The organism is Dolomitihabitans soli, assembly GCF_022213955.1.
Taxonomy (GTDB): Bacteria; Actinomycetota; Actinomycetes; order Streptosporangiales; family Streptosporangiaceae; genus Streptosporangium_A; species Streptosporangium_A soli.
Genome location: NZ_JAKNTW010000009.1, coordinates 105,762 through 131,562 on the forward strand (window position 1 = coordinate 105,762; position 25,801 = coordinate 131,562).

Annotated in this window: 23 protein-coding genes and 3 pseudogenes; 14 read left to right on the forward strand and 12 right to left on the reverse strand. The window is 67.4% G+C overall.

The annotated features are described in order from the left end of the window. Positions 1-15 precede the first annotated feature (15 nt). From gyrB to dnaA, 6 genes are all read right to left on the reverse strand, one after another. Positions 16-1,959, reverse strand: a complete 1,944-nt coding sequence (gene gyrB / locus MBA17_RS20400) for a DNA topoisomerase (ATP-hydrolyzing) subunit B (RefSeq protein ID WP_455432803.1) — start codon at positions 1,957-1,959, stop codon at positions 16-18. Positions 1,960-2,303: 344 nt separating this feature from the next. Next, entirely contained in the window at positions 2,304-2,765 is a 462-nt protein-coding gene (locus MBA17_RS20405; protein WP_238498112.1) for a DciA family protein, read from the reverse strand. Between the two features lie 43 nt (positions 2,766-2,808). Then, a complete protein-coding gene (gene recF, locus MBA17_RS20410) occupies positions 2,809-3,993 on the reverse strand; it encodes a DNA replication/repair protein RecF (RefSeq protein WP_238498113.1) in 1,185 nt (394 codons plus the stop codon). A 64-nt stretch (positions 3,994-4,057) separates the two neighbouring features. Further along, entirely contained in the window at positions 4,058-4,999 is a 942-nt protein-coding gene (gene gnd / locus MBA17_RS20415) for a phosphogluconate dehydrogenase (NAD(+)-dependent, decarboxylating) (RefSeq protein ID WP_238498114.1), read from the reverse strand. Between the two features lie 81 nt (positions 5,000-5,080). Beyond that, positions 5,081-6,217 (reverse strand): DNA polymerase III subunit beta, encoded by a 1,137-nt coding sequence (gene dnaN / locus MBA17_RS20420; RefSeq protein WP_238498115.1) that lies wholly within the window; start codon positions 6,215-6,217, stop codon positions 5,081-5,083. Positions 6,218-6,741: 524 nt separating this feature from the next. Then, positions 6,742-8,424, reverse strand: coding sequence for a chromosomal replication initiator protein DnaA (gene dnaA, locus MBA17_RS20425; RefSeq protein ID WP_238498116.1), 1,683 nt, complete (start codon positions 8,422-8,424; stop codon positions 6,742-6,744). A 478-nt stretch (positions 8,425-8,902) separates the two neighbouring features. Between dnaA and rpmH the strand changes: the two genes are divergently transcribed. The 11 genes and pseudogenes from rpmH to MBA17_RS20480 all read left to right on the forward strand — a co-directional run bounded on the left by rpmH (position 8,903) and on the right by MBA17_RS20480 (position 17,799). Continuing rightward, entirely contained in the window at positions 8,903-9,040 is a 138-nt protein-coding gene (gene rpmH / locus MBA17_RS20430; protein WP_056680296.1) for a 50S ribosomal protein L34, read from the forward strand. Between the two features lie 73 nt (positions 9,041-9,113). Further along, a complete protein-coding gene (gene rnpA, locus MBA17_RS20435) occupies positions 9,114-9,494 on the forward strand; it encodes a ribonuclease P protein component (RefSeq protein WP_455432804.1) in 381 nt (126 codons plus the stop codon). Then, positions 9,491-9,790, forward strand: coding sequence for a membrane protein insertion efficiency factor YidD (gene yidD / locus MBA17_RS20440; RefSeq protein ID WP_238498118.1), 300 nt, complete (start codon positions 9,491-9,493; stop codon positions 9,788-9,790). Before rnpA ends, yidD begins: the two co-directional genes overlap by 4 nt. A 4-nt stretch (positions 9,791-9,794) precedes the next feature. Next, complete coding sequence (gene yidC / locus MBA17_RS20445; RefSeq protein ID WP_238498119.1) at positions 9,795-10,754, forward strand: membrane protein insertase YidC; 960 nt, start codon at positions 9,795-9,797, stop codon at positions 10,752-10,754. Positions 10,755-10,784: 30 nt separating this feature from the next. After that, entirely contained in the window at positions 10,785-11,303 is a 519-nt protein-coding gene (locus MBA17_RS20450; RefSeq protein WP_238498120.1) for a Jag family protein, read from the forward strand. Positions 11,304-12,505: 1,202 nt separating this feature from the next. Continuing rightward, positions 12,506-13,177 (forward strand): 16S rRNA (guanine(527)-N(7))-methyltransferase RsmG, encoded by a 672-nt coding sequence (gene rsmG / locus MBA17_RS20455; protein ID WP_238498396.1) that lies wholly within the window; start codon positions 12,506-12,508, stop codon positions 13,175-13,177. A 239-nt stretch (positions 13,178-13,416) separates the two neighbouring features. Continuing rightward, positions 13,417-14,271, forward strand: a complete 855-nt coding sequence (locus tag MBA17_RS20460; protein WP_455432817.1) for a ParA family protein — start codon at positions 13,417-13,419, stop codon at positions 14,269-14,271. Positions 14,272-14,366: 95 nt separating this feature from the next. Beyond that, a complete protein-coding gene (locus MBA17_RS20465) occupies positions 14,367-15,344 on the forward strand; it encodes a ParB/RepB/Spo0J family partition protein (protein ID WP_238498121.1) in 978 nt (325 codons plus the stop codon). Between the two features lie 95 nt (positions 15,345-15,439). Then, positions 15,440-15,577 (forward strand): hypothetical protein, encoded by a 138-nt coding sequence (locus MBA17_RS20470; RefSeq protein ID WP_238498122.1) that lies wholly within the window; start codon positions 15,440-15,442, stop codon positions 15,575-15,577. 1,655 nt (positions 15,578-17,232) lie between these two features. Then, a pseudogene (locus MBA17_RS20475) lies at positions 17,233-17,416 on the forward strand (integrase core domain-containing protein); the annotation flags it as partial. A 215-nt stretch (positions 17,417-17,631) separates the two neighbouring features. Next, complete coding sequence (locus tag MBA17_RS20480; protein WP_238498123.1) at positions 17,632-17,799, forward strand: hypothetical protein; 168 nt, start codon at positions 17,632-17,634, stop codon at positions 17,797-17,799. A gap of 13 nt (positions 17,800-17,812) precedes the next feature. On the opposite strand, the gene MBA17_RS20485 is transcribed toward MBA17_RS20480, so the two are convergent. Next, the gene (locus MBA17_RS20485; protein ID WP_238498124.1) at positions 17,813-18,868 is read right to left on the reverse strand and encodes a threonine aldolase family protein; all 1,056 of its coding nucleotides are present in this window, start codon (positions 18,866-18,868) and stop codon (positions 17,813-17,815) included. Positions 18,869-19,112: 244 nt separating this feature from the next. Continuing rightward, positions 19,113-19,313, reverse strand: a pseudogene (locus tag MBA17_RS20490) (integrase core domain-containing protein); the annotation flags it as partial. 279 nt (positions 19,314-19,592) lie between these two features. Here MBA17_RS20490 and MBA17_RS20495 point away from each other — a divergent pair. Both MBA17_RS20495 and MBA17_RS20500 read left to right on the forward strand, forming a co-directional pair. Beyond that, positions 19,593-19,880 (forward strand): annotated as a pseudogene (locus MBA17_RS20495) (IS256 family transposase); the annotation flags it as partial. Continuing rightward, positions 19,880-20,242: a hypothetical protein gene (locus tag MBA17_RS20500; protein ID WP_238498125.1), complete on the forward strand. Its 363-nt coding sequence runs from the start codon at positions 19,880-19,882 to the stop codon at positions 20,240-20,242. The pseudogene MBA17_RS20495 and the gene MBA17_RS20500, both read left to right, overlap by 1 nt. Before the next feature lie 871 nt (positions 20,243-21,113). On the opposite strand, the gene MBA17_RS20505 is transcribed toward MBA17_RS20500, so the two are convergent. After that, positions 21,114-22,061 (reverse strand): D-alanine--D-alanine ligase family protein, encoded by a 948-nt coding sequence (locus MBA17_RS20505; RefSeq protein ID WP_238498126.1) that lies wholly within the window; start codon positions 22,059-22,061, stop codon positions 21,114-21,116. A 73-nt stretch (positions 22,062-22,134) separates the two neighbouring features. Next, entirely contained in the window at positions 22,135-23,448 is a 1,314-nt protein-coding gene (locus MBA17_RS20510; protein ID WP_238498398.1) for an aminotransferase-like domain-containing protein, read from the reverse strand. 225 nt (positions 23,449-23,673) lie between these two features. Between MBA17_RS20510 and MBA17_RS20515 the strand changes: the two genes are divergently transcribed. Next, positions 23,674-24,291, forward strand: a complete 618-nt coding sequence (locus MBA17_RS20515; RefSeq protein ID WP_238498127.1) for a GNAT family N-acetyltransferase — start codon at positions 23,674-23,676, stop codon at positions 24,289-24,291. A gap of 157 nt (positions 24,292-24,448) precedes the next feature. Here the strand turns inward: MBA17_RS20515 and trxA are convergent, their stop codons facing one another. Next, complete coding sequence (gene trxA / locus MBA17_RS20520; protein ID WP_455432805.1) at positions 24,449-24,772, reverse strand: thioredoxin; 324 nt, start codon at positions 24,770-24,772, stop codon at positions 24,449-24,451. Between the two features lie 13 nt (positions 24,773-24,785). Next, positions 24,786-25,718 carry a thioredoxin-disulfide reductase gene (gene trxB, locus MBA17_RS20525; RefSeq protein WP_238498128.1) on the reverse strand — a complete coding sequence of 311 codons (933 nt, stop codon included), beginning with the start codon at positions 25,716-25,718 and terminating at the stop codon, positions 24,786-24,788. Between the last annotated feature and the right edge of the window lie 83 nt (positions 25,719-25,801).

Below are 25,801 nucleotides of genomic sequence, written 5' to 3' on the forward strand. Positions count from 1 at the left end.
GATCCTTTTCTCTGCCTAGACGTCGAGGAAGCGAACGTCACGGGCGTTACGGATGATGAAGTCACGCCGGGCTTCGACGTCTTCCCCCATCAGCACGCTGAACAGCTCGTCGGCCTGGGCGGCGTCGTCGAGGGTCACCTGGAGCAGCAGCCGGGTGTCGGGGTTCATGGTGGTGTCCCAGAGCTGCGCCGCGTTCATCTCGCCGAGACCCTTGAAGCGCTGCACGTTGTCGCGCGGCCGCGGGTCCTGCTTGCCGGAGGCGATGCCGGCTTCGATGATCGCGTCACGTTCCCTGTCGGAGTAGGCGTAGGACGCGTCGTCGCCCCTGCGGTCCCACTTGATCTTGTAGAGCGGGGGCTGGGAGAGATAGACGTGCCCCGCCTCGATCAGCGGGCGCATGAACCTGAAGAGCAACGTGAGCAGCAGCGTGTTGATGTGCTGGCCGTCCACGTCGGCGTCGGCCATCAGAATGATCTTGTGATAGCGGAGCTTGGCGATGTCGAACTCGTCGTGCACGCCGGTGCCGAGCGCGGTGATGAGGGCCTGGACCTCGTTGTTCTGCAGGACCTTGTCGATCCGCGCCTTCTCCACGTTGAGGATCTTGCCGCGGATGGGCAGGATCGCCTGGAACTTGGAGTCGCGTCCGCCCTTGGCCGAGCCGCCCGCCGAGTCGCCCTCGACGATGAACAGCTCGCACTTGTCCGGCTCGCTCCACTGGCAGTCGGCCAGCTTGCCCGGCAGGCCGGAGCCCGATTCGAGCAGTGACTTGCGCCGGGTCAGGTCGCGCGCCTGGCGGGCGGCGAGCCGGGCGCGGGACGCCTGGAGCGACTTGTTGATGATCTCCTTGGCCTCGCCGGGGTTGCGCTCGAACCAGTCGCGCAGATGGTCGTTGCACGCCTTCTGGACGAACGACTTCGCCTCGGTGTTGCCCAGCTTGGTCTTGGTCTGCCCCTCGAACTGGGGATCGGCCAGCTTCACCGAGATGATCGCGGTGAGCCCCTCGCGGATGTCCTCACCCGTGAGGTTGTCGTCCCTGCCCTCCTTGAGGAACTTCTGCTCGCGCGCGTAACGGTTGACGATCGACGTCGTCGCCGCGCGAAAGCCCTCCTCGTGGGTGCCGCCCTCGGCGGTGTTGATCGTGTTGGCGAAGGTGTAGACCGACTCGCTGTAGGAAGCGTTCCACTGCATGGCGATCTCTACGGAGATCCCGTCGCCGTGCGACTCGAAGTCGATGACCGAGTTGTGGACCGGCTCCTTCTTCGAGTTGATGTGCGCTACGAAGTCGGAAATTCCGCCCTCGTAGAAGTAAGTCACGAGGTGCGGCTCACCGTTGATGTGGTCCGGCCGCTCGTCACGCAGCGCGATCGTCAGGCCCTTGTTGAGGAAGGCCATCTCCTGGAACCTGCGCGCGAGCGTCTCGAAGTTCCACGTCGTGGTCTCGAAGATCGTGTCATCGGCCCAGAAGGTGATCGACGTGCCGGTCTCGTCGGTCGGCTCGCCCTTGGCCAGCGGCGCGGTGGGGCGCGACTGCTCGTAGCGCTGCCGCCAGTAGTGGCCCTCGGTGCGGATCTCGACGTCGAGCCTGGTCGCCAGGGCGTTGACGACGGAGACGCCCACGCCGTGCAGCCCGCCCGAGACGGCGTAGGACTTGCTGTCGAACTTCCCGCCCGCGTGCAGCACGGTGAGGACGACCTCGACAGCCGGCCTGCCCTCGGCCTCGACGATGCCGACGGGGATGCCACGGCCGTTGTCGACGACCCTGACGCCGTTGTCCGCCAGCAGCGTGACCTCGATCGTGTCGCAGTGACCCGCCAGTGCCTCGTCGACCGAGTTGTCCACAACTTCTTGGACGAGGTGGTGAAGACCACGCTCACCGGTCGAGCCGATATACATGCCTGGGCGCTTACGAACCGCCTCGAGCCCCTCGAGTACGGTGATTGAGCTAGCGTCGTAGGACAAGTGCGAAATCCTCCTGCCGCGGACACGCGGCGCGGAAGCCATGTACAGAGCTTCCCTGCCGTGCCCGTCACCGTCGTGAATGCCCCGATGCGTTCACCCAGGGGAGTCGGCTTTGCATGCCGGGGTGACTCGCAAGCGGACGTGTCCGGAATCCAGTTTCATTCTACCGGTCCTGAGCGCCCAATGTGGCATTGACGGCCGCTGTGATGGCCTGTCGCACGTTCAGCCCTCACTCAAGCATCCCCCCACGGGCAAGGGGGTCGCCGCCGCACACGCCACGCTGACCCACCTATCCGCGATTTTTCGTCCCCCGCATGCCGTACGGCGGCGCGAATCTGGGCGGCTCAGCCGTAGGTGTCGCCCGGCCCGCGGCTGCCGGTTACCCGCAGCCCTCTGGTCTGGGCCGGGCCCCGCTGCGGTCCGCGGACCTTCACACGTTGCACCGTGTTGTCGCCCAGCTCCTCGTTCAGCCTTCTGACCAGCGTCGGAGCGAGCAGGCGGACCTGGGTGGCCCAGGCGGTGGAGTCGGCGGAGACGATGACTTCGCCCTCGGCGAAGGTCTCCGGCCGGGTGTGGGCGGCGAGATCGGGGCCGACGATCTCCTTCCACCGGCCGAAGACGCCGCCGACCGCGACGTCCTGCTCCCAGCCGCGGTCGGCCAGGAGATCGCGAATGGCACGACCGAAAAGCTGGGGATCGCTCGCGTCCCGGCGCGGTCCGGCCGCCTTCCGCCGGGGCTCGCGGCGGGGGAGCTGCCCGCGTTTCGCGGCGTCGGCCTTGGCCTGGGCGAGTTTCTCCCTGGCCATCGCGGCTCCTCTGGCCGTGATGTTATCCACAGGGCGGACGGGGTCAGCCGGCACGGGCCACGCCCCCTTCTGCGACGTCGAACCTGACGCCGGCGAGCTCGGACGGCACGTCTTCCGGCACGGCGGCGGTGATCAGAACCTGCTCGGCGGGGGCGACGGTCTCCGCCAGACGGCGACGGCGCTGCGAGTCGAGCTCGGCGAAGACGTCGTCGAGGATCAGCACGGGATCGCCGCCATCGGCGCGGAGCAGGTCATATGCGGCCAACCGGAGGGCAAGGGCGAACGACCACGACTCGCCGTGGCTCGCGTAGCCGCGCGCGGGCAACTCCCCGAGCCCGAGGATCAGGTCGTCGCGATGCGGGCCGACCAGCGTCACGCCGCGCTCTATCTCGGAGCTGCGCACCTCCAGCAGGCGGGCCAGCAACTGCTCGGTCAGGGCGGCGCGGTCGGAAGTTATCCCCAGCCCTGTGGAAAACTCTGAGGACAACTCCGACGACAACGTGCTCCGGTACGCGAGCGTGGCGGCGCCCGATCCCGGGGCGAGCGCGGCGTACGCCTGCTCGCACAGCGGCCGCAGCGCCTCCACCAGCTCCAGCCTCGCGCCCAGGAGCTCCGCCCCGTGCCGGGCGAGATGGGCGTCCCAGACCTCCAGGGTGCTCAGCACGTCGCCGTGGGAGCCGGGGGCGTCGCCGCCGGCCGATCTGCGACCGCGCCTGGCCATGGACGCCGTCCGCAGCAGGGCTCCCCGCTGCTTGAGCACGCGATCGTAGTCGGCCCGCACACCGGCGAACCTGGGCGTCCTGGCGACGAGCAGATCGTCGAGGAACCGGCGGCGCTCGGCGGGGTCTCCCTTGACCAGGGCGAGGTCCTCGGGGGCGAACAGCACCGTGCGCAGCAGCCCGAGCACCTCACGCGGCCGCGAGACGGGGGAGCGGTTCAGCCTGGCGCGGTTGGCGCGTCCCGGGTTGATCTCCAGCTCGACGAGCGCCCTGCGGTCGTCCCTGTGGACGGCGGTTCGCACGATCGCCCTGGCCGCCCCGTGCCGCACCAGCGGCGCGTCGGTGGAGACCCGGTGACTGGCCAGCGTGGCCACGTAACCGAGGGCCTCGACCAGGTTGGTCTTGCCCTGCCCGTTGGGGCCCACGAACGCCGTGACGCCCGGCTCCAGGCCGAGCTCCACGGACTCGTACGACCGGAAGTCGGTCAGCGACAGGTGGGCAACGTGCACCCAGGAAGGCTACTGGGCCACAGGGCTCACCGTGGTCACACCCGAGTCGTCCGGTATGTCGCGATCATGCGATATCGGCGGGAGGCTCGACGTCGGCGCCCGGCGCGTCGGCGCCCTTCTCCCGCCCGCCCTCGGCCGAGGCGACCGCGTGACCGCCGAACTGGTTCCGCAGGGCGGCGACGACCTTCATCGCCGGCGAGTCGTCCTGCCGGGAGGCGAAGCGCGCGTAGAGCGCCGCGGTGATCACCGGCAGGGGGACGCCGTGTTCGACGGCGGCCTGCACGGTCCAGCGGCCCTCTCCGGAGTCCTGAGCGTAACCACGGAGGTCGGAGAGGTCGGGGTCCTCGTCCAGGGCCCGGACCATCAGATCGAGCAGCCAGGAGCGGATCACGGTGCCGTGCCGCCAGCTTCTGAACGCCCCCGGCACGTCGGTGACCACATCGGCCGCTTCCAGCAGCTCCCAGCCCTCCGCGAAGGCCTGCATCATGCCGTACTCGATGCCGTTGTGGACCATCTTCGCGAAGTGCCCGGCTCCGACGTCGCCCGCGTGCACGAACCCGTCGCTGCCCTCGGGCTTGAGCGTCTCGAAGATCGGCGACAGCTGCTCGATGTGCGCGCTGTCGCCCCCGGCCATCAGGGCGTAGCCGTTCTCCAGCCCCCACACGCCGCCGCTGACGCCCACATCGACGAAGCCGATGCCCTTGGCGCCCAGCTCGCCGCCGTGCTTCTGATCGTCCACATAGTGCGAGTTGCCGCCGTCGACGACGACGTCACCGGGGGAGAGCAGCTCGCTCAGCTGATCGACGGTCGACTGGGTCGGCTTGCCCGCCGGCACCATCACCCACACCGCGCGGGGCGCCTGGAGCCGGTCGACGAGATCCGCCAGGTGCTCGACGTCGCTGAGCGCCGGATCGCGGTCGTAGCCGACCACCTCGTGGCCGCCACGCCGAAGGCGCTCGGCCATGTTGCCGCCCATCTTGCCGAGCCCGACCATGCCGATCTGCATCTGAGCACCCCCCTCGGGATTCCATCACGCTTTCCCAGGCGCGGCGAGTCGAACCGGCCGTCGGCCCCCAGGGATCTTACGTCACCCGGAGAGCCGGATAGGCATGATCAGGTAACGGTAGTCGGGAGCCACCTCGTCATCCACAGGCTTGCCCCCGGTGAGGATGGCGGGCTTGGTCGACGTGGTGAACTGCAGGCGTGCCACGTCGGAGTCGATCGCACCGAGCCCCTCCAGCAGGAACTGGTGGTTGAAGGCGATGTTGATCTCGTCGCCGTCGAAGTCGGCGGGCAGCACCTCGACCGCCTGCGCCTCGTCGCCGCTGCCGGCCTCGAGCACGACCTCGTCGCCGCGGAACGCCAGCCGTACCGGCGTGTTGCGCTCGGCGACCAGCGCCACGCGCTTGACCGCCTCCACGAACGCCGAGGTGGTCATGTCGGCCCGCGCCGAGAACTCCGTCGGCAGCAGCGAGCGGTACTTCGGGAACTCGGGGTCGAGCAGGCGGGTCGTGGTACGGCGGCCGCCGCTGGAGAACCCGATCATGCCCTCCCCGGTGCCGCCCGCCGAGCTGAGCGCGATCTCGACCTGGGCGCCGGTGGTCAGCGACTTGGCGGTGTCGGCGAGGGTCTTGCCGGGGATCATCGCGATCGCCGAGAAGTCGGGCTGGCCGGGCTGCCACTTGAGCTCTCGTACGGCGAGGCGGTAGCGGTCGGTGGCGGCGAGGACCACCGTGTCGGCCTCGATCTCCATGCGCACGCCGGTGAGCATCGGGAGCGTGTCGTCCTTGCCCGCGGCGACGGCGACCTGGCTCACGGCCGAGGCGAAGATGTCACTCCCGACGTGTCCGGCCGCCGGGGGCATCGCGGGCAGGGACGGGTAGTCCTCCACCGGCATGGTCAGCAGCGTGAATCTGGCGCTGCCGCACGTCACGACCGCCTTGGCCCCGTCGACGACGAAATCCACAGGCTGTGCGGGGAGCGCTCTGGTGATCTCGGCGAGCAGCCTGCCCGACACGAGGACCACTCCGGCCTCGCCCGTCTGGAGTTCGAGGGTCACCTCGGCGGAGACCTCGTAGTCGAAGCCGGACAGCTTCAACTGCTGCTGGTCGGTGACCTCCAGACGCATGCCGGCGAGCACTGGCACGGAGGGACGCGCCGGAAGGCTGCGTGCCGTCCACGCGACCGCCTCTGCGAGCACGTCTCGGTCGACCCGGAACATCACGTGAATCCGCCTCCTGTGGGTGTCTGGCTCTCGTTGATTGTTCCCTGTCCCGCGCTCGGGCCGGGCGGGAACCCTTCTATGGCTCTTGAGTTCTTAGGAAGAGAGATGAGAGGTCATCTTAATAGGGGCTGTGGATACTGTGGAGAACCATCGTTTCCGCAGGTCATGTGGCGTAATTTTGTCCACCGGGGCTGTGCACGGAGCCTGGGGGAAACTCGTTCGGTTGGGGACAACCTCGCTGTACCCACAGGCCGTCCCCAGAAGAGGGGGTCTCTGTCCACTGGTTTTCCACAAGGTTTCCCCAGGTTATCCACTGGGTATGGGTCCAGTTTGTCCCTCGGTTTATAACGACTACACAGGGCATCCACAGGTTATCCACGAGTTATCCCCAAGATGTCCCCAGGATGTCCCCAGCCTTATCCCCAGGGCGTTGAAGATCGTTCTAGCCGGGGAGGGCCGTTTTCGCGGGAATGCGGGCCGTCCACAGTGATCCACAGCGTTATCCACAGGCTGTGCACAAGTCGTCAGGCGTTGCGCGACTGCTGCTTGATCCGGCCGGTCAGCTCGTTGACCTGGTTGTAGATCGAGCGCCGTTCCGCCATCAGCGAGCGGATCTTCCGATCGGCGTGCATCACCGTGGTGTGGTCGCGGCCGCCGAACTGCTGGCCGATCTTGGGCAGCGACATGGCGGTGAGCTCGCGGCAGAGATACATGGCGATCTGCCGGGCGGTCACCAGCACCCGTGAGCGCGAGCCGCCGCACAGGTCGTCGATGGAGATCCCGAAGTAGGCGGCGGTCTGCGCCATGATCGTGGCCACCGTGATCTCGGAGCTGGAGTCCTCGGTGATCAGGTCCTTGAGCACGACCTCGGTGAGCTGCAGGTCGACCGACTGCCGGTTGAGGCTGGCGAAGGCGGTGACCCGGATGAGCGCGCCCTCCAGCTCCCGGATGTTGGTGGAGATCCGGGAGGCGATGTACTCCAGCACCTCGGGCGGCGCGGCCAGGCCCTCCTGGATGGCCTTCTTACGCAGGATCGCGATGCGGGTCTCCAGCTCGGGCGGCTGGACGTCGGTGATCAGGCCCCACTCGAACCGGTTGCGCAGCCGATCCTCCAGCGTCACCAGCTGCTTCGGCGCGCGGTCGCTGGAGATCACGATCTGCTTGTTGGCGTTGTGGAGCGTGTTGAAGGTGTGGAAGAACTCCTCCTGCGTCTGCTCCTTGCCCTCCAGGAACTGGATGTCGTCCACCAGCAGGATGTCGACCGCCCGGTAGCGGCTGCGGAAGCCGTCGGCCTTGTGGTCGCGGATGGAGTTGATGAAGTCGTTGGTGAACTCCTCGGAGCTCACGTATCTCACCCGGGCCCCGTCGTACAGGCTCTGCGCGTAGTGGCCGATGGCGTGCAGAAGGTGCGTCTTGCCCAGTCCGGAGTCGCCGTAGATGAAGAGCGGGTTGTACGCCTTCGCCGGCGCCTCGGCCACCGCGACTGCCGCCGCGTGCGCGAACCTGTTGCTCGACCCGATGACAAATGTCTCAAAGGTGTACTTCGGGTTCAGCCGTGCGGGCTCACCTGGACGCGCGCCTCTGCTGTCCCACCGGTTCTGCGGCTCCTGGCGCTCCTGCTTCTGCACCGGCTCCTGGTCGGCGTACGGCTGGCCGCGACGCTCCGCCTGCGGCGGGTCGCTCTGGTTGTACGGCTGGGCGGGCTCCTCCACACCATAGGAGTAGGGGAACTGGGCCGGCCGAACCTGTGGCTGAGCCTGTGGAAAGTCTGTGGACAACTGTGGATGACCAGGCGCGGGAGGGTACGGGCGATGGGGCTCAAGCCCTTGCCTGTGCTGCGGTTGCGCGGGTTGTCCATAACCCTGCTGGGGACCGGCGTCCTGGGGATAACTTTGCGGCGGGGCCTGGGGATAGCTCTCCTGGCGTGGCGTTCCGCCGTCGGGGTCCGCGGCCATCGGGTCCACCATGACGGCGACCCGCATGGGATGGCCGAACTCCTGCGAGAGCGTGTGCGCGATCAGCGGCCGCAGCTTGCTCTCCAGCACGTCCTTGGCGAACTCGTTCGGGGCGGCGAGGACGACGGTGTCGTTGACGAGGCCGAGGGGACGTGTCATGGACAGCCAGGCGCGGTGCTGCGCCGGGACGCTGCCGTCGAGAAAGTTGTCCAGCGCCCGATTCCATACCGCGTCGAGGTCGACACCGTCCATGGTTGTGATCCCCTCCCTTCTGCCGCGGCCCCCGCGATCGTTATCCACACCTGCGGCAGCGGAGCCCCCGCGTCCCCACCCTGTGGCCCGCACGTTGTCCACCGATGATCCACAGGAAATCCACAACTGTGTACACAGCCTGTGATGGATCACTTTCACGTGCGGCCAGGCGAGGGAGCTCAGGTCCGGAGGGCCGACAGTAGCCGTGTGCACATCCGTGTTCAAGACGTTGTCCACAGCCTACTGGCAGTGCGAGGGAGGCTGGGTGCACATCCTGTGGACAAAGGGACGGCGGTGGAAAACCCACATGTGGATTAGTGGATAACCTGGTTCGGTTTGACCTGGGGCACAGCTGCCCCGTAACGTACGACGGTCGGCTTGCCACGCGACGGCTATTTCGCATGCCCTTGCTCGAGCCGGCAAGCCAGTCCTGTGTATAAGCGTCCCCCGGGACGTTTCTGAAGCCTGGAGCCCACTCGTGAGCAAGCGTACTTTCCAGCCGAACAACCGCCGCCGCGCGAAGACCCACGGCTTTCGGCTGCGCATGCGCACCCGGGCGGGTCGCGCAATCCTGGCCGCCCGCCGCCGTAAGGGGCGCGAGAGCCTGTCGGCCTGACGGTCGTCCCTGTGCTTCGTCGCCCGCCGTGCCACGTGCCGGCGGGCGACAAGCCGTTACCTGAGGTCTATTCGTGTTGCCGCCCGGATCCCGCATGCGGCGCGGCGAGGAATTCGCCGCCGCGATACGGCAGGGGAGCCGCGCAGGCCGCCCCACGCTGGTCGCGCACTTGAGCATGCGCCCAAACACCGACGTGCCGCCGTTGGTGGGATTCGTCGTGAGCCGAGCTGTTGGGGGGGCGGTAGTACGAAATCTGGTGAAGCGTCGGTTGCGACACCTGGTCCGGGACCGTCTGCATCGGCTTCCGGAGGGTAGCCTGCTGGTGGTACGCGCCAATCCATTGGCCGCGTCCGCGCGAATCGAGCGCCTTGCCGCCGAACTCGACGTCGCGCTCGATCGTTTACTCAGGCGGCGGGGGTCTGACACACAGGCCCGGACGGATGGACATCGATGACGGACCGAGTGCAGGCGAGCACGGCGCTACCAAGCGCCGAGCCGAGTTCAGCCGCTCGGATCCTGCTGCTCCCCATCCGGTTCTACCGTGCGTTCATAGGACCGATGCTGGGCCCCCAGTGCCGTTTCCATCCCTCGTGCAGCGCCTACGGGCTCGAAGCGATCACTGTCCACGGCGCGCTGCGCGGTTCATGGTTGACGATCCGGCGAATCGGGCGTTGCCACCCCTTCCATCCAGGAGGACACGACCCGGTGCCTCCACGCCCGATCCGACCCCACGAAAAGCAAGGGAGCTAGCTCGGTGGAGCTGTCCTGGCTGAATTGGCTCTACACGGCCGTCGCGCAAGTCATCACCTGGATTCACCAGGGCTACAGCACCTTCCTCGCGAAGGACAGCGGGCTCAACTGGGCGTTGACCATCATCACGCTGACCGTGCTGATGCGATTGCTGATCTTCCCGCTGTTCATGAAGCAAATGGGCTCGTCGCGGAAGATGCAGGCACTCGCTCCCAAGGTTGCGGAGCTGCGCAAGAAGTACAAGAACGACAAGCAGCGCATGAACCAAGAGGTCATGCGCACCTACCAGGAAGCGGGCGCCAACCCGCTCGGCGGTTGCCTGCCGATCGTCGCGCAGTTCCCGATCTTCATCTCGATGTTCACCGTGCTGCAGGCGATGGCGAACGGCCAGCCGAAGTTCGGCATGACGCAGGAGATGGTCGACAGCGCCCGTGCGGCGCACATCTTCGGCGCCCCGATCCCCGCGACCTTCTTCACCAGCGCCGACGACATCGTGAAGCTGGGCGCCGACCCGGTGATGACGAAGATCGTTCTGGCGATCTTCGTCGCGGTCAGCTCACTGACCACGTTCCTGACGGTGCGGCAGAGCGTGACCCGGTCGATGGCGCAGATGCCTGACAACCCGATGGCGCAGCAGCAGAAGATCCTGATGTACATCTCGCCGCTGTTCGCCATCTTCAGCCTCAACTTCCCCCTGGGGCTGATCCTGTACTGGGTGACGACGAACGTGTGGACGCTCTCCCAGCAGCACTGGTTCTACAGCCGGAATCCGATGCCGCAGTTCGATGCCAAGGGCAACGTGGTGGATCCCGAGCCCAGGCGGACGCTGATGAGCAAGATCCGCAGCACCAAGGCCGAGGAGGAGCAGGACACTCCTGAGCCGCCTCCCCCTCCGCCGAAGGTCGCCCGTCAGCAGCCGACGAGGCAGCCTCGTAGTAAGCGCACGGGCAGCAAGAAGTCGTAGCAGGCCGGGTCGGACCTCCGACCCGACACCATGAAGGAGAGGCCGGACGTGACCGAGGCCGAGCAGGAGACGGTGGCGAAAGCCGCCCCCGATCTCGCGGCGCTTGAGCAGGAAGGCGAGATCGCGGCGGACTATGTCGAGGGCCTTCTGGACATCGCCGACATGGACGGCGACATCGACATGGACGTCGAGGGGGACCGTGCGGTCGTGTCCGTCGTCGACGTCAAGGGCGGCGACCTCGTCGGCAGGAACGGCGAGATCCTCGAAGCGCTCCAGGAGCTCACGCGTCTCGCCGTGCACCGCCAGACGGGGGAGCGGTCGCGCCTGATGCTCGACGTCGGCGGCTTCCGTGAGCGCCGGCGCGCGGAGCTGAGCAAGATCGGCGGCGAGGTGGCCGACGAGGTCAAGCGCAGCGGCGAGCCCAAGCCGCTCCAGCCGATGACCCCGTTCGAACGCAAGATCGTGCACGACGCGGTGGCCGCGGCGGGTCTCCGCAGCGAATCGGAGGGCGAGGAGCCCAACCGTTTCGTGGTGGTCCTTCCCGCCTGAACCTCATCGCAAGATCGGCCGCCGGACGCCTCCTGCCCCGGCGGCCTTTCCACGCCCGCCACCGCGACCACCCCCAGCACCACCGGCGCCGTCGCCTGCTGTGACCGCCCCGCATCACCACGCGCGTCGCCACTGCCGTGACCGCCGCGACGATCTGTCCAGCCGTACGGCCGAGCAGGTTCGTCCGCGGTTGGACTTGGCGGTGACACGGGAATGGTGGTGTCGGCGCAGAGCCGCACGTTCGTTGACGCGGGCTGAGCGAACGTACTTCATTGAGCACGGATACTCGTGTCGTCCGGCACGTGCGGGCGGCCGCGAATCACGTGTGGCGCAGTCACCGGAGAGCGTGCGTTATCCACAGCCTGTGTATATCTCTGTGGCATAACGTGGGCCTCGTGCGCGCCTCGCGGATCGGCGGCTGAAACCCGGGTCTGCGCAGGTCAGACCGGCCATCGGCAGTGGGTCGGCGGGTCTTGTGAGACGGCAGGCTCCCGGGAGGTTATCCACAGGCTGTGAATTCAGAGGCGACCTGTATCCCGGTGGGTGCGCGGTCGATCGACTGAGAAGCGGCGGGTACGGCCTGCGTGCAGCGGCTACCCGAGCGAGACCATGCGCGATTCTCTCTGGACTCTCGATCTGGCTTCGATCGAGTGTTTCCGCCGGTGCCACATCCGGATCATCACGGGGCGCACGTCAGCCGGGTCGGCATCCGATTCTGTGGCGACTCCCTGTTAGACCTCCCGGCCCTGGGCGTCGGACGCCACGGCAGCAATCGGCCGTACAGAGGTCTCTGCCCTCACTGAACTGGGCACATACCGGCACCGTTGACAGCACCTCCATCGCGTAGAGCGCCGATATCCATCCAGCGCCTCGGCTGGTGACGGTCGCGAGAGGAATCTGGGCGGTGCCGGCCGTACGGGATGAGGGCCGGGCGTTGTGCCTAGCGTGCTGGGAAGGGGAGGGGCGTTAGCCTGCTCGCATGAGGCTGTACCGGCGGGACGGGCCCGCAGTGCTGGATAGGGTCGTCAAAGCGAGTGAGAGACGGCGATGACAACAGAGCGCACCCCGGCGCGAGGCGCGGAGAGGGTGGCCGAGACGAGGCCGTCCGCGAAGCGTAGGGGAGATCGACCGAAGTGAGCGACGAGTGGGCCGATGGGCGCGGCGACGATGTGCCTGCGGATGGCGACCGCTTTGGCGACGGCATGCCGGAGCCACCTGCCATGGCCCGCAAGGTCTTCGATGACAAATCGTGGCCGCAGGCTGAGGCGTTCGCGGAGCTGCTGGCCGGCCCCGCTGTCGTGCGCGGGTTGCTTGGTCCACGTGAGGTGCCAAGGATCTGGGATCGCCATCTGCTCAACTGCGCGGTGGTGGCCGAGGCGATCCCGCCGGTTGTGAGCCTGGTGGACATCGGCTCCGGAGCGGGGCTTCCCGGGATCGTGCTGGCGATCGTCCGGCCCGACATCTCCGTGACCCTGCTTGAACCACTTCTCCGAAGGACGATTTTCCTTGAGGAGTGTGTCGACGCGCTGAATCTCGACAACGTCGAGGTCGTGCGTGGTCGCGCGGAGGAGTTGGCGGGCAGACGGCAGTTCGATGTGGCGAGTGCCCGTGCCGTCGCCCCCTTGGAGCGGCTGCTGGCCTGGTCCATGCCACTGCTACGCGAAGGAGGCGAGTTGCTGGCGATGAAGGGTGAGCGAGCCGCCGAGGAACTTGCCGGCGCTCAGGCACAGTTGCGGGCGAGTGGCGCGCAGCAGGCCGAGCTTGTATCGGTCGGGCACGGTAAGGTCGAGCCGCCTGCAACTCTCGTTCGTGTGGTCGCCGGTCGCGCGCCCGAGCAAGGTCGGCAGGCCTCGCGGCGCAGACGGAAGAGGTGACGGTCTTGCCTGGTACGGCTCGCGGTTTGGGCTGGCCGAAGACCACGGCCGTCGCGGAAGTGGCACGCCCCTCTGGCTTGGGCTGGCCGGTTTCCTCGGAGGGATGGTCCTCGGTGCCGGAGCCCGCTGCCGTTGCCAGGCCGGTTGAAAGGACGACGACCGTGACCCAGACCCCCCTTAACCCCGGCGATTCGCCGCTGGTACGAGAGGCACTCAGCTCAGTGGTTTCACGTGAAACAATCGCTTCCCCGACGACGGCCGCGCCTTCTGCGGGATCTACTCCGAGGGACGGGGGGTGGCCGCGCCCGCCCAAGTGCCGTGTCATCACCGTGGCCAACCAGAAGGGCGGGGTAGGCAAGACGACCACCTCCGTCAACCTGGCCGCCGCCCTGTCGATGCATGGTCAGCGTGTGCTGGTCGTGGACCTGGATCCGCAGGGGAACGCGTCGACCGCGCTCGCCACCGAGCACCGTGGTGACGTCCCCGATGTGTATCAGGTGCTGGTTGACGATCTTCCGCTTGCGGAGATCGTCAAAGAGGTACCGGATATGCCCGGACTCTATTGCGCTCCCGCCACGATCGATCTGGCCGGCGCGGAGATCGAGCTGGTTTCGCTGGTCGCCCGTGAGACGCGGCTCCGCCGGGCGCTTGCCGCGTTCAACTCGCTGGAGCTCGATTACATTCTCATCGACTGCCCGCCGTCGCTGGGCCTGCTCACGGTCAACGCTCTGGTGGCAGCCGACGAGTTGCTGATCCCGATCCAGTGCGAGTATTACGCGCTCGAAGGGCTGGGCCAGCTGCTCCGCAACGTCGACCTGGTCCGAATTCACCTGAATCCCACGCTCAACCTGTCCACGATCCTGCTGACCATGTACGACGGCAGGACTCGTCTGGCGTCCCAGGTCGCCGACGAGGTGCGTTCGCACTTCGGCGCGACGGTTCTGAAGTCCCTGATCCCGAGAAGTGTTCGTGTTTCAGAGGCCCCCAGCTACGGCCAGTCGGTCATGACGTACGACCCGGGATCCAGTGGCGCGATGGCCTACATGGATGCTGCGAGGGAGATCGCCTACCGCGGTGCCGCTGTGGGACAGTAATCCACAGGCTGCGCGTCCCCGGCGTGGGACGAGCTTCCGCGACGGTAACCTCAGCAGGAGTGGCCGGAGGTGGCCGTGCGGATGAGGGAGATTTTGTGAGTCAGCAACGGCGCGGGCGTGGACTGGGCAAAGGACTCGGGGCGCTCATCCCGACCGGCCCGATCGTCGACGGTCCGGGGATCATCGTCCCGGCCATGGACACCGCGCTGGCTGTGGGGGAGCAGAATCTGGGGCCCTCGCCGGTGGTAGGGGCCTACTTCCAGGAGATTCCGATCTCCAGGATCGATCCGAACCCTCGCCAGCCTCGCACGATCTTTGACGACATCGCCCTGGACGAGCTCGCGGCGTCCATCCGTGAGGTCGGCCTCCTCCAGCCGATCGTGGTGCGCCCCGCCCACGAAGGCCGGTTCGAGCTCATCATGGGGGAGCGGCGCTGGCGTGCCTCCCAGATGGCGGGCCTGACCGAGATTCCGGCGATCGTCCGCAGCACCCAGGACGACGAGCTCCTCCGCGACGCCCTCATCGAGAACCTCCAGCGCGAGCAGCTCAACCCCCTCGAAGAAGGAGCCGCTTATCAGCAGCTCCTCGATGACTTCGGCGCCACGCACGAGCAACTCGCCCAGCGCATCGGCCGCTCCCGCCCGCACATCAGCAACACCCTGCGTCTGCTCAACCTTCCGCCCGACGTTCAGAAGCGGGTTGCCGCAGGGCTGCTCAGCGCCGGCCACGCCCGGGCTCTCCTCTCTCTCGACGATTCCGCCGCCCAGGAGCAGCTCGCCCGCCGCATCGTCGCCGAAGGGCTCTCCGTCCGCACAGTCGAAGAGATCGTCGCCGTCGGCGACGCGAAGGCCGGGGGCGCTCCCCGCGAACGGGCGGCCAAGAAGCCCGTCGCCCCAGCGCTCCGCCACCTCGCCGACCGCCTCTCCGACCACTTCGAGACCAAGGTCAAAGTCGACCTGGGCCGTCGGAAGGGCCGCATCGTCGTAGAGTTCGCCACCATCGACGACCTCGAACGCATCATCGGCACCATGGCCCCCGAAGCCGCCACTCCTATCAGCCCTGAAGGCTACTGAGCTCATCGCTCTCTCATCGCGTTCTCTCATCGCGCCCTCTTTGCGTCGCTCACCGCCCATCGATCAGAAGGTCTGAGCCACGCACACGCCGGCGGTTGAGTGCCTCGGCGACCCCCAGCGGTACCTCGGTCGCATTCAAGGAGCTCGCCGAGGTGCTGGAGGAGGCGCTGAGGAGGGTGTGGGGCGAACCGGCGATCCGCCCAAAAGGAGTGCAGTCGCGGGTGGAGACCTAGACGCCAGCGTGACGTGAGCCTCTGGCCTGTGCCACAAAGGCTCAAGCCCCCCGGGTGGGGGGATTGTGGTGGACACTTCGCCCTCACGCCCTGCCGCGGTTGCGCTGGGCGGGGTCCGGTCGCCGAACACAGCAGCGGGCCGGCCGGGCCGACAGTCGTGCACCGCGTGCTTGTATGCGAGGCGTTGTTCCCCTGGCTCTGGAAGGCATCTGCTCGGGGGCATCGATGCGGATGGTCCGACCGTGAGGTAGGTGCGGGGTGGGGGGTCGGCGACGAAGGCGGCGGATTGAGTCATGGCGTTCGAGGATGGCGAGAGGGGTTCAGCGTCTTCGCACGACAGGATGCCGTGTGGTTCCAGTGAGTGACGCTGATTGAGATGGGCGTCGGGGCGCTTGTTTCACGTGAAACGTGACGATGGCGATGGGGCAGGCGTGGACACACCGGGCTGCGCTGCGTACGGCCTGCAGCATGTTGAAGTCCTCACGGGTCGCCGTGTGCACCTCGACGATGACGCGGATTGAGCCGCGTGGACATCGGCGCGACGAAGGTCCGCTCGCGCAGGGTCGCGCGTGTCGTCCACACCTCCGAGCGAGGTGACGTCGATCTCGACCGCATCTTCCCGCCGCTTCTGAGGGAGCGCATACGAACGTGGTCCATGGCGCCCCGGTCCGGCCACGGCGAATACCGTGGGTCCGGACGTGAGCGGGCTGCTGCTGCCGGAGCGCTGTTGGTGGGGATCGGCGTTCCTGGGTGGCTGTGCCGGCCATCGCGGTGCCACACACGACTCGCACTCGCCACGCGTCAGGGGTGGGCCCTCCGCTCGTAGGTTGACGGACCACGTGAGATCTCTGGCGCGCACGCGCCCCGCGTGGGAGCGGCGGTTCCAACTGCCGGGCTTCAGGACCTGGACTTCGTGTACGAGCAGGCGGCCTGGCGCGGCCAGCCGGCCTACGCTCGGCCAACCGGCCTACATCCGGCTGAGCGCCTGGCCGGCGGATCCCGGTCACGGGCGAGGCGCCGCTGCGCATCTGGTCCTCTCTCTCAAGGGGGCCTGGTGCCGAGTCTGTGACCTTCGGGCTCCCGGTTCTGGGGTGGGCCATCGCAGGATGGACGCCGTCGAGCGCCTGATCGCCTCTGGCGGCCTGGCCCGCTGGTTCGCCGAAGCCGACATGGCGACGTTGGTCAGATCGGGGACCGATTGTTCGCTTCTTCTCCGTTCCGGTAGCGCTGCCGTTCTGGCTCGCCGGGCGAGCCGGCTTCCGCTGGGCGGTGCGATGCCCCCTCAGCGCCACGCATCGCTGCATTTGCGCGCTACCGGTCAGCTGTTTCACGTGAAACGTCGACGCGGACGCCGACGCTTGCCGGGGTTCTCCGGGAGTTGGCTAGACCCGGAGGCGTCCAGCTCCATCCGGTCTCTGTCGATCCGACGCCAGATCCAGTTCCTTCGAGAGCCGGGTGCACGGTTGCCGGTAGGTGGAGCGCCTACCCCACCGCCGTCGACACCTACAACACCGCGTCCTTCGACACTGCTGGTTCTCCTCCCCGATCGTTCCCGACCGTGGCAGCGGGAGGCAGCCGCTGTCCGCTGATGTCCCGGGCAGTTCGCCGCCACGCCGACCGGGATGAGTTACATGGCCCCCGGCCCACACAGGGCGAGATCCCATGCCTGGCGCCATGCTTGCGCCGAACTCGGCATCCGGCCCAAGAAGACCCGACCACTACCGCCCCCAGACCAACGGCAAAGTCGAACGCTCCACCGCACCCCTGGCCGACGGCTGGGCACTGGGACGCTTCTACAACTCAGAACAAGCACGCCGCAAAGCCCTATCCGCCTGGCTCCTCTTGGGGTTCTCGTTGTGCACGCGGCGAAGCTTCGCGACCGCCTCCCGCACCTGCCGCGCGGTTCTGCCCAAGCCGTAGGTGTCGTGGTTTCGCGCCGGCCCAGGTCAGGTTCGACGGCCTGCGGCTGCCGCCCGAGGCGCTGGTCGGCGAGCGCGGCGAGGGTTCAGGATCGCGATGGCTGCCCTCTGCGGCGACGGGCTCGGTGTCTCCGTGTGCGCGAGCGGAGTGGCCAGGCCGCGTTCGACGTGGCCACTGGCCACGCGGGGAGCGGGGGAGTGGCGGGAGTGGCGGGAGTCCGGGCCCCGCACGTGGCCGCCGACGTGGCGGGTCTCCCTGTCGGCACCGCCGAGCGGAAGATAGGGAAACGGGTGCCGGGGTGATCTGACGCCCGTCTTAGTGGGTTTCGGGGCTGAGGGTTTTGTGGATGTGGGTGATGAAGTCGTCCACGTGGTGGGGGGAGGTGTCGAAGGCCGTCATCCAGCGGACGACGCCACTGGACTCGTCCCACACGTGGAAGGAGAACTTCTCCTGGAGTGTGGGAATCGCCTGCGGTGGTAGGGCGGCGAAGACGGCATTCGACTCGACCGGGTACTCGATCGAGACACCCGGAAGGTCAGCCACTCCGGCACACAGTCGACGAGCCATCCCGTTGGCGTGGGCGGCGTTGGCGAGCCAGAGGTCATCGGTGAGAAGGGCGGACAACTGGGCGGAGACGAACCGCATCTTCGACGCCAACTGCAGGGATTGTCTGCGCAGAAAAGGCAACTGGGGCACGACGGAGGGGCGCAGCGCGATGACGGCCTCAGCGGCGAGTGCGCCGTTCTTGGTTCCCCCGAAACTCAGCACATCGACCCCGGCGTCGGTCGTGAACTCACGGAGCGAGCAGCCGAGGAAGGCGGCCGCATTGGCAAGCCTCGCACCATCCATGTGAACGAGCAGCCCCCCGGCATGTGCGACCTCCACCAACCGGGCGACCTCGTTGGCCGTGTAACAGGTTCCCAGTTCCGTCACCTGGGAGATGGAGACGACGCGCGGCTGGGACACCATGACATCACCGATGGCGTGCAGTTGGTCGGTGACATCGTTGGGGCTGAGCTTGCCTGAGGCGGTAGGGGCGGTGAGCAGTTTGACGCCCAACAGACGTTCCGCGGCGCCGGCCTCATGGGTCGCGATATGTGCGGTGTCCGGGCAGATGATCGCGTCGTAGCGTCCCAGCATCGCGGCGAGCCCCACCATGTTGGCTCCCGCACCGTTGAGCACGGCGAAACCGGTCGCCTCGTGCCCGAATATCTCCTTGATCTGCTCCTCGAAGACGTGGGTCCAGCGGTCGTCGCCGTACGCGGGCGCGTCGCCGTCGTTGGCTGCGGCCATGGCGGCGAGCACGGCAGGATGCACTCCAGCGTGGTTGTCACTGGCGAAACTCTTGGGATATGAGGATTCGATCAGCACGCCGCCACATTACGCCGCCGTCCCGAGCGCCCGACTCGCCACCCTCCGTCGGAGACTGCCCGGGGAGTAAGCAGAACGGGCATGGCAGGCCGCCATGTCACTGGGGATCACCCCGTGGCGACTCTCTTCGGCGCTTGGACGCTCCGGCTAAAGCGGTCTCCACGAACCTTCGCCGAGGTCCAAGCCGGCTCCCAATCTCGGTGATCACGACTCCTGGAGCCGGAGAACGTCTCTGGGCATCGCACTAGCTGTACTGCCCAGAGACGTTGGCCAACCTGGTGATAGGTGACTTGCCGTCGGTAGCGGTGTGGGGTGGGTGGTGCTTGTAGCGATGGAGCCAGGCGGGTAGTGGGTTGCGGGGTGCTTGTTCTGAGTTGCAGAAGCGTTCCAGTGCCCAGCCGTCGGCCAGAGTGAGGTTGAAGCGTTCGACCCTGCCGTTGGTCTGGGACCACGCTTACCCGCTGGCGCAGAGGGCGCCGACCCACTCAGAGCGGAGCAATGCTTGAAACCTGTGGATCTGCCGGGAAGGGGTGTACCTTCCCGGATCTGAGATGAGGTTCTCAAGTAGGCCGATGTTGGCGCATCGGTCGGGAAGGCACACCCGGAATGCTCACCAGAGTTCCCGAGCTGCCCGCTGACGGCGGCGACGGCTCGGCTGGCCCCTCGTCGGTCTCGCTGATCGACCAACTGGTGCGCGAGGGCGCCCGCAAGATGCTCGCCGCCCGACGACCTGGACGAACTGCTCGCCTTCTACGACTTCCCGGCCGAGCACTGGGTGCATCTGCGCACGATCCACCCCATCGAGAGCACCTTCGCCACGGTCCGGCATCGGACCAAGGTGACCAAGGGGCCGGGCTCACGCGCTGCCGGGCTGGCCATGGCCTTCAAACTGATCGAGTCCGCCCAGGCCCGCTGGCGGGCGGTCAACGCACCCCACCTCGTCGCCCTGGTCCGTGCCGGAGCCCGCTTTGAGAAAGGACGACTGGTCGAACGTGAGGAGCGGGCAGCCTAATGACAACTCCCGAGCCGCTGACCGATGAGGAACTGGCCGCAATCGAAGAACTCGCTGAGGCGGCAACTCCAGGGCCGTGGTTCATCCGGCACCTCGACGACGAGGTGGCCATGAGCCTCGTGGCCATCAGCACCGTTCCCGACACCGGCCACGGTGAACGGTGGCCGGACTTCGATCATCACGAGATCGTGGCCGCAACCCTCATCCAGCACCCTCGCTACGTCGACGTCGCCGACGAACGCTGGGATGAGAACGCCCAGTTCATCGCGAACGCCCGCCAAGATATCCCTCGGCTGATCGCCGAAATCAAACGACTCCGTCAGCTACTCACTCCAAAGGGCCACCAAGACCTCGAGGGGTAATAACGCTCACCACCAATCCACAGGCGTTGACAATTGCTCCTCAGGGCGGAGCGTACGACACAGAGGATCAGTACGGTTTCACGTGAAACACGTGGAAGTAGTGACGGAATCCAACAGGGACACCGAGTTCTTCTGCGAAGGTGTGCGCAAGGAGGGCCCACATCCAGCGGTGCGCCGACTGTAGGCGAGTACGACACGCAGCGAGCGGCCCGTCGGCGGATTCAGCGATGTGAGATGAAGACACCGAGACCCTGACCGCTCGAATCATCGCCGACGATGGCGGTGTTACGGGACCGGCATCCTCCCCAGCCATGAACATGGAGAACCAGAGGATGCCCCCGCAGCGGATACGCAGAAGGCCGTGCCCAGCCATTCCCCGCCCAGTGAGATGCCGGCCGATGACCTGTCCCGGCGGGCATGAGGGTCCGGAATCCTGCCCGGTGCCCGGTGCCCGGTGCCCGGTGCCCGGTGGCGGGCTCCGGCGAAGTGGCGGGCGGATGCCGCCGGGCGATCCCCCCGGAACCACCCGGCCAAGGGAAGCGCACACCGGCGGCAGGCCGTCCCCGTGTTGCATCTGGTGTCATGTTGCGGCAGGAAGTGAAGGTCTGATTCGTGCCGGTGGTGCCGAGCCCGGTGGTGGACGTGCAGTGGCGGTTAACCGTAAGAACGGCATCGTGGCCACGGAGGGGGTGCCTCATGGCCGGCGGCGGACTTGAGGCGGCGGACTTGAGGCGGCGGACTTGCGGTGGTGGGCTCCGGCAAGGGTGGGCAGAGGCCGCCGGGTGCTCCTCGGAACCACCCGGCGTTCCGGAACCACCCGGCTAAGGAAGGCGCACACCGGCAGACCGCACCCGTGTCGCAATGTCGGCGGTCAGCGGACGGCGGCGGATTCCAGGAGGAAGCGGCAGACGGTGCCCAGATCCTGACCGGCGGCTTCGACGGACATCGGGAGGAGGGAGGTCTCCGTCATGCCGGGTGCCACGTTGACTTCGAGGAAATGGGGCAGGCGGGAGGAGTCGACGATGAGGTCGGTACGGGAGATGTCGCGGAGGCCCAGCGCGGTGTGGGCGGTCACGGCCATCTCGGCGCAGGCGGCGGCGGCTTCGGAGGAGAGGCGGGCGGGGGCGAAGAACTCGGTGTGCCCGGCGGTGTAGCGAGCGGCGTAATCGTAAACGCCCTCGTCGGGCACGATCTCCACCGCGGGCAGGGCCACCGGCCCGTCACCGAGGTCGAGGACGGAGACCGCCACCTCGATCCCCTCGACGTAGCGTTCGATCAGCGCGGTGTCGCCGTAGGCGAAGCAGCCGACCATCGCGGCGGGCAGTTCTTCGGCGGTGCGGACGATGGAGGCGCCCAGGGCGGACCCGCCGCGGGCGGGCTTGACGAAGAGAGGCAGTCCGAGGCGCTCCACGATGCGTGTCAGCATCGCCGAGGCGCCGAGGTCGTGGAAGGTCTCCTTGGGAAGCGTCACCGAGTCGGGCGTACGCAGGCCGACGGAGCGGACGACCGCCTTGGCACTGGGCTTGTCGAAGGCCACCCGGCAGGCGTCGGGACCCGCGCCCACATAGGGAACGCCGAGCAGTTCGAGGACCGAGCGGATCGCCCCGTCCTCTCCGGCGCCACCGTGCAGCGTCACGAACACCGCGTCAGGCGGGTCGGCGAGCACGGAGGGGATGAGGGAGGAGTCGGTGTCGCGCGTCTCGACGTCGATACCGGCGGCGCGGAGCACCTCGCTCACCCGGCGCCCCGATCGCAGGGACACCTCCCGCTCATATGACAGTCCGCCGGCCAGAACCAGCACATGGCCGAGATCGCTCATCGGGAAGGTCCCTCTTCTCTCACGTTCGTGTACGGCCGGCACCCCAGCGAAGGGCGCCGGCCGTACGGAAAACTCAGGCGAGGTCGGGACCGGGGGTGTCGACCCCGATGTGATCGGGGGCTGAGCCGGTTCCGAAGGTGTCGCGTAGCCGTATCTCCTGCTCGATCACTCCCGACAGGCGACGGACGCCTTCGCGGATGCGATCGGGCTGGGGATAACAGTAGGACAGCCGCATGTTCCCGGCACCTTGCGCGTCGGCATAGAAACCTGTGCCGGGCACGAAGGCGACGCGTTCGGCGACGGCCCGCGGCAGGATCGCCTTGGAGTCGAGGCCCTCGGGCAGGGTCATCCAGACGAAGAAGCCGCCTGCCGGGCGGGTCCACGTGCAGCCGGGCGGCATGAGCGCCTCCAGCGAGGTGAGCATGGCGTCCCTGCGCTCACGGTACAGCTCGCGGAAGGTTTTGATCTGCTCGCGCCACGGCTGGGTGGCGAGATACTGACCCACGGCGAGTTGGGAGAACGAGGAGTGGGACAGCACGGCCGACTCCATGGCCAGCACGAGTTTGTCACGCACCGCGTGCGGGGCGAGCGCCCAGCCGACCCGGAATCCGGGGGCCAGCGTCTTGGAGAAGGAGCCGAGGTAGACGACGCCCTCGGGGTCGTCGGCCCGGAGCGCGCGCATCGGCTCGCCGTCGAAGCCGAGCAGGCCGTACGGGTTGTCCTCGACGACGAGCAGGCCCGCGCGCTGGCAGATCTCCAGGACCTCGCGGCGGCGCGCCAGGTTCAGCGTCACTCCGGCGGGGTTCTGGAAGCTCGGAATCGTGTAGAGGAACTTCAGGCGTCGCCCTGCCCGCTCCAGCCTGGCGATGGTCTCGGCCAGGTCGGCGGGCACCAGCCCCTGGTCGTCCATCGCGATGTGCACGACGGACGCCTGGTAGGCGGCGAAGGTGCCGAGCGCGCCCACGTAGGAGGGGCCTTCGGCGAGCACCACGTCGCCGGGGTCGATGAAGATCCGGGTGATCAGGTCGAGGGCCTGCTGGGAACCCACGGTCACGACGACGTCGTCGGAGCCGGCGTCGATGCCCTCCAGCCGCATGACCTCGCAGATCTGCTCGCGCAGGTGCGGGTCACCCTGGCCCGAGCCGTACTGGAGGGCGACGGGTCCGCGCCGCGCCACCAGGTCGGCGACGAGCTCGCCGACGACGTCGAGGGGAAGGGCCGTGACGTACGGCATGCCGCCGGCGAGTGAGACCACCTCGGGCCTCGACGCGACGGCGAACAGAGCTCGGATCTCGGAGGCGACCATCCCGGTAGCTCGCGCGGCGTACCGATCGACATAGGCGTCGATGCGGGACCCTTGGGTCGCCGCAGTCTGACCGTGATCCATCGTCTCCTCAGTCACGGTCCACCTCCTCGCTCGATAGCCTGCAAAAAGCAGTCGGATACATCAGAATACGTCACCATCTGTGACAGACATCTCCGGGGAAGTCATTTGGCCGACCCTGCACATTTCAGCCACCTGGCGTTACCCCACCTGAGCTACGATGCCACCTGGAGACGTCGTGTTCGCGGGGTTTTCCACTAAGAGCCACGTCAGGAATGGGGCCAGCTGTTGTCGCGTCGCCTCGCCAACATCACTCTGGACAACCTTGACGATCTTCCGCGTCGGTGCCGGCGGTGTGTCTTCTGGGAGCTCGATCCCGTCAACGGCGAGCGTGCGGCCGAGGTGGGCGAGCCGGGGCTGGAGAAGGAAGCGTGGATCTCGGCCACGCTCCTCGAATGGGGTAGCTGCGGAAAGATCGTCTACGTCGACGGCGTGCCGGCGGGATTCGTGCTCTACGCTCCGCCACTCTACGTGCCGCGTTCGGTGGCCTTCCCCACCTCGCCGGTGAGCGCCGACGCCGTGCTGCTGATGACGGCCCATGTCATTCCCGAGTTCACCGGGGGCGGCCTGGGCCGGATGCTCATCCAGGGAGCGGCCAAGGATCTCACTCGGCGGAGTGTCAAGGCGATCGAGGCGTTCGGCGATCTGAAGTGGGAGCAGCCCGGATGCGTGCTTCCCGCCGATCATCTGCTTGCGGTGGGATTCAAGACGGTTCGCCCCCATCTCCGTTACCCCCGTCTCCGCCTTGAGCTCAAGACGGCCATCTCGTGGCGTGAGGACGTCGAGGTGGCCCTGGAGAGGCTCCTGGGGTCCATGAGCCCTGAGAGGGCTCTGCGCCCCGTCTGAGGGCATCTGAGAGCTTCAACAACAAGCGGCCCCTTCGCCCGGCAATAGGGCGAAGGGGCCGCTTGTGTTGGGTGGGTGCCGCTCAGGGAGCGGTGGTACGGCCGGCCCCGGGGTGCCGTGCCGCAGGGGGCCACCCGGAGCTCCGTGGGGACGAGCTCTAGATGATGCCCTCGAGCTCGCGAAGCAGCATGGCCTTCGGCTTGGCGCCGATGATCTGCTTGACGACCTCTCCACCCTTATAGACGTTCAGGGTCGGAATCTGGAGTACGCCGTAGTCGCGAGGAACCTGAGGATTCTCGTCGATGTTGAGCTTGACCACGGTCAGCTTGTCGGACTGCTCCTTGGCGATTTCTTCAAGGATGGGCGCGACCTGACGGCAGGGACCGCACCACTCGGCCCAGAAGTCGACCAGCACCGGCTTGTCACTCTTCAGGACGTCGGTCGCGAAGCTGGCGTCGGTGACGCTGTTGATGGTGCCCACGGTTCGGTTCTCCTTAGCTTTCCTGGTGGGACAGCCAGCGCTCGGCGTCGAGAGACGCCTGGCAGCCGGTGCCCGCGGCGGTGATCGCCTGACGGTAGATGTGGTCGACGACGTCTCCGCAGGCGAACACACCGCTGATCGCGGTCCCCGTACCAGGGGACTTGACCTGGATGTATCCCTCGTCGTCGAGGTCCAGCTGGCCCTTGACCAGCTCGTTGCGCGGGTCGTGACCGATGGCGACGAACAGGCCGGTCACCTCCAGCTCGCTCTCCTCGCCGGTCACGAGGTTGCGCAGTCGTACGCCGGAGACGCGGTCGTCCCCGAGGACGTCGGTCACCTCGCTGTCCCAGACGAAGCGGATCTTGTCGTTGGCGAAGGCGCGGTCCTGCATGATCTTGCTGGCGCGCAGTTCGGAACGGCGGTGGATCACCGTGACCGAGCGGGCGAAGCGGGTGAGGAAGGTGGCCTCCTCCATCGCCGAGTCGCCGCCGCCCACGACCACGATGTCCTGGTCGCGGAAGAAGAACCCGTCACAGGTGGCACACCAGGAGACGCCGTGGCCGGACAGGCGCTTCTCGTTCGGCAGGCCCAGCTCGCGGTAGCGCGACCCGGTGGCCAGGATGACGGTCTTGGCGTAGTAGGTGTCGGTGGTGGTCTTGACCACCTTGGGCTCGACGTTCAGGTCGACCTCGACGACGTCGTCGGTGACCAGCTCGGCGCCGAACCGCTCCGCCTGCTTGCGCAGGTTGTCCATGAGGTCGGGACCCATGATCCCGTCAGGGAAGCCCGGGAAGTTCTCCACGTCTGTGGTGTTCATGAGGGCGCCGCCAGCGGTCACCGAGCCCTCGAAGACCAGCGGCCTCAGGTCGGCGCGGGCGGAGTAGACGGCGGCGGTGTAGCCTGCCGGGCCCGACCCGATGATGATCACATTACGGACGTCGCTCACGCTCTACGCCTTTCCCGTCTGCTGTTGCCAGTGGCGACAACAGATCCTAGGCGCAGGTGATTCCCGGCCTGTGGTGGAACGCG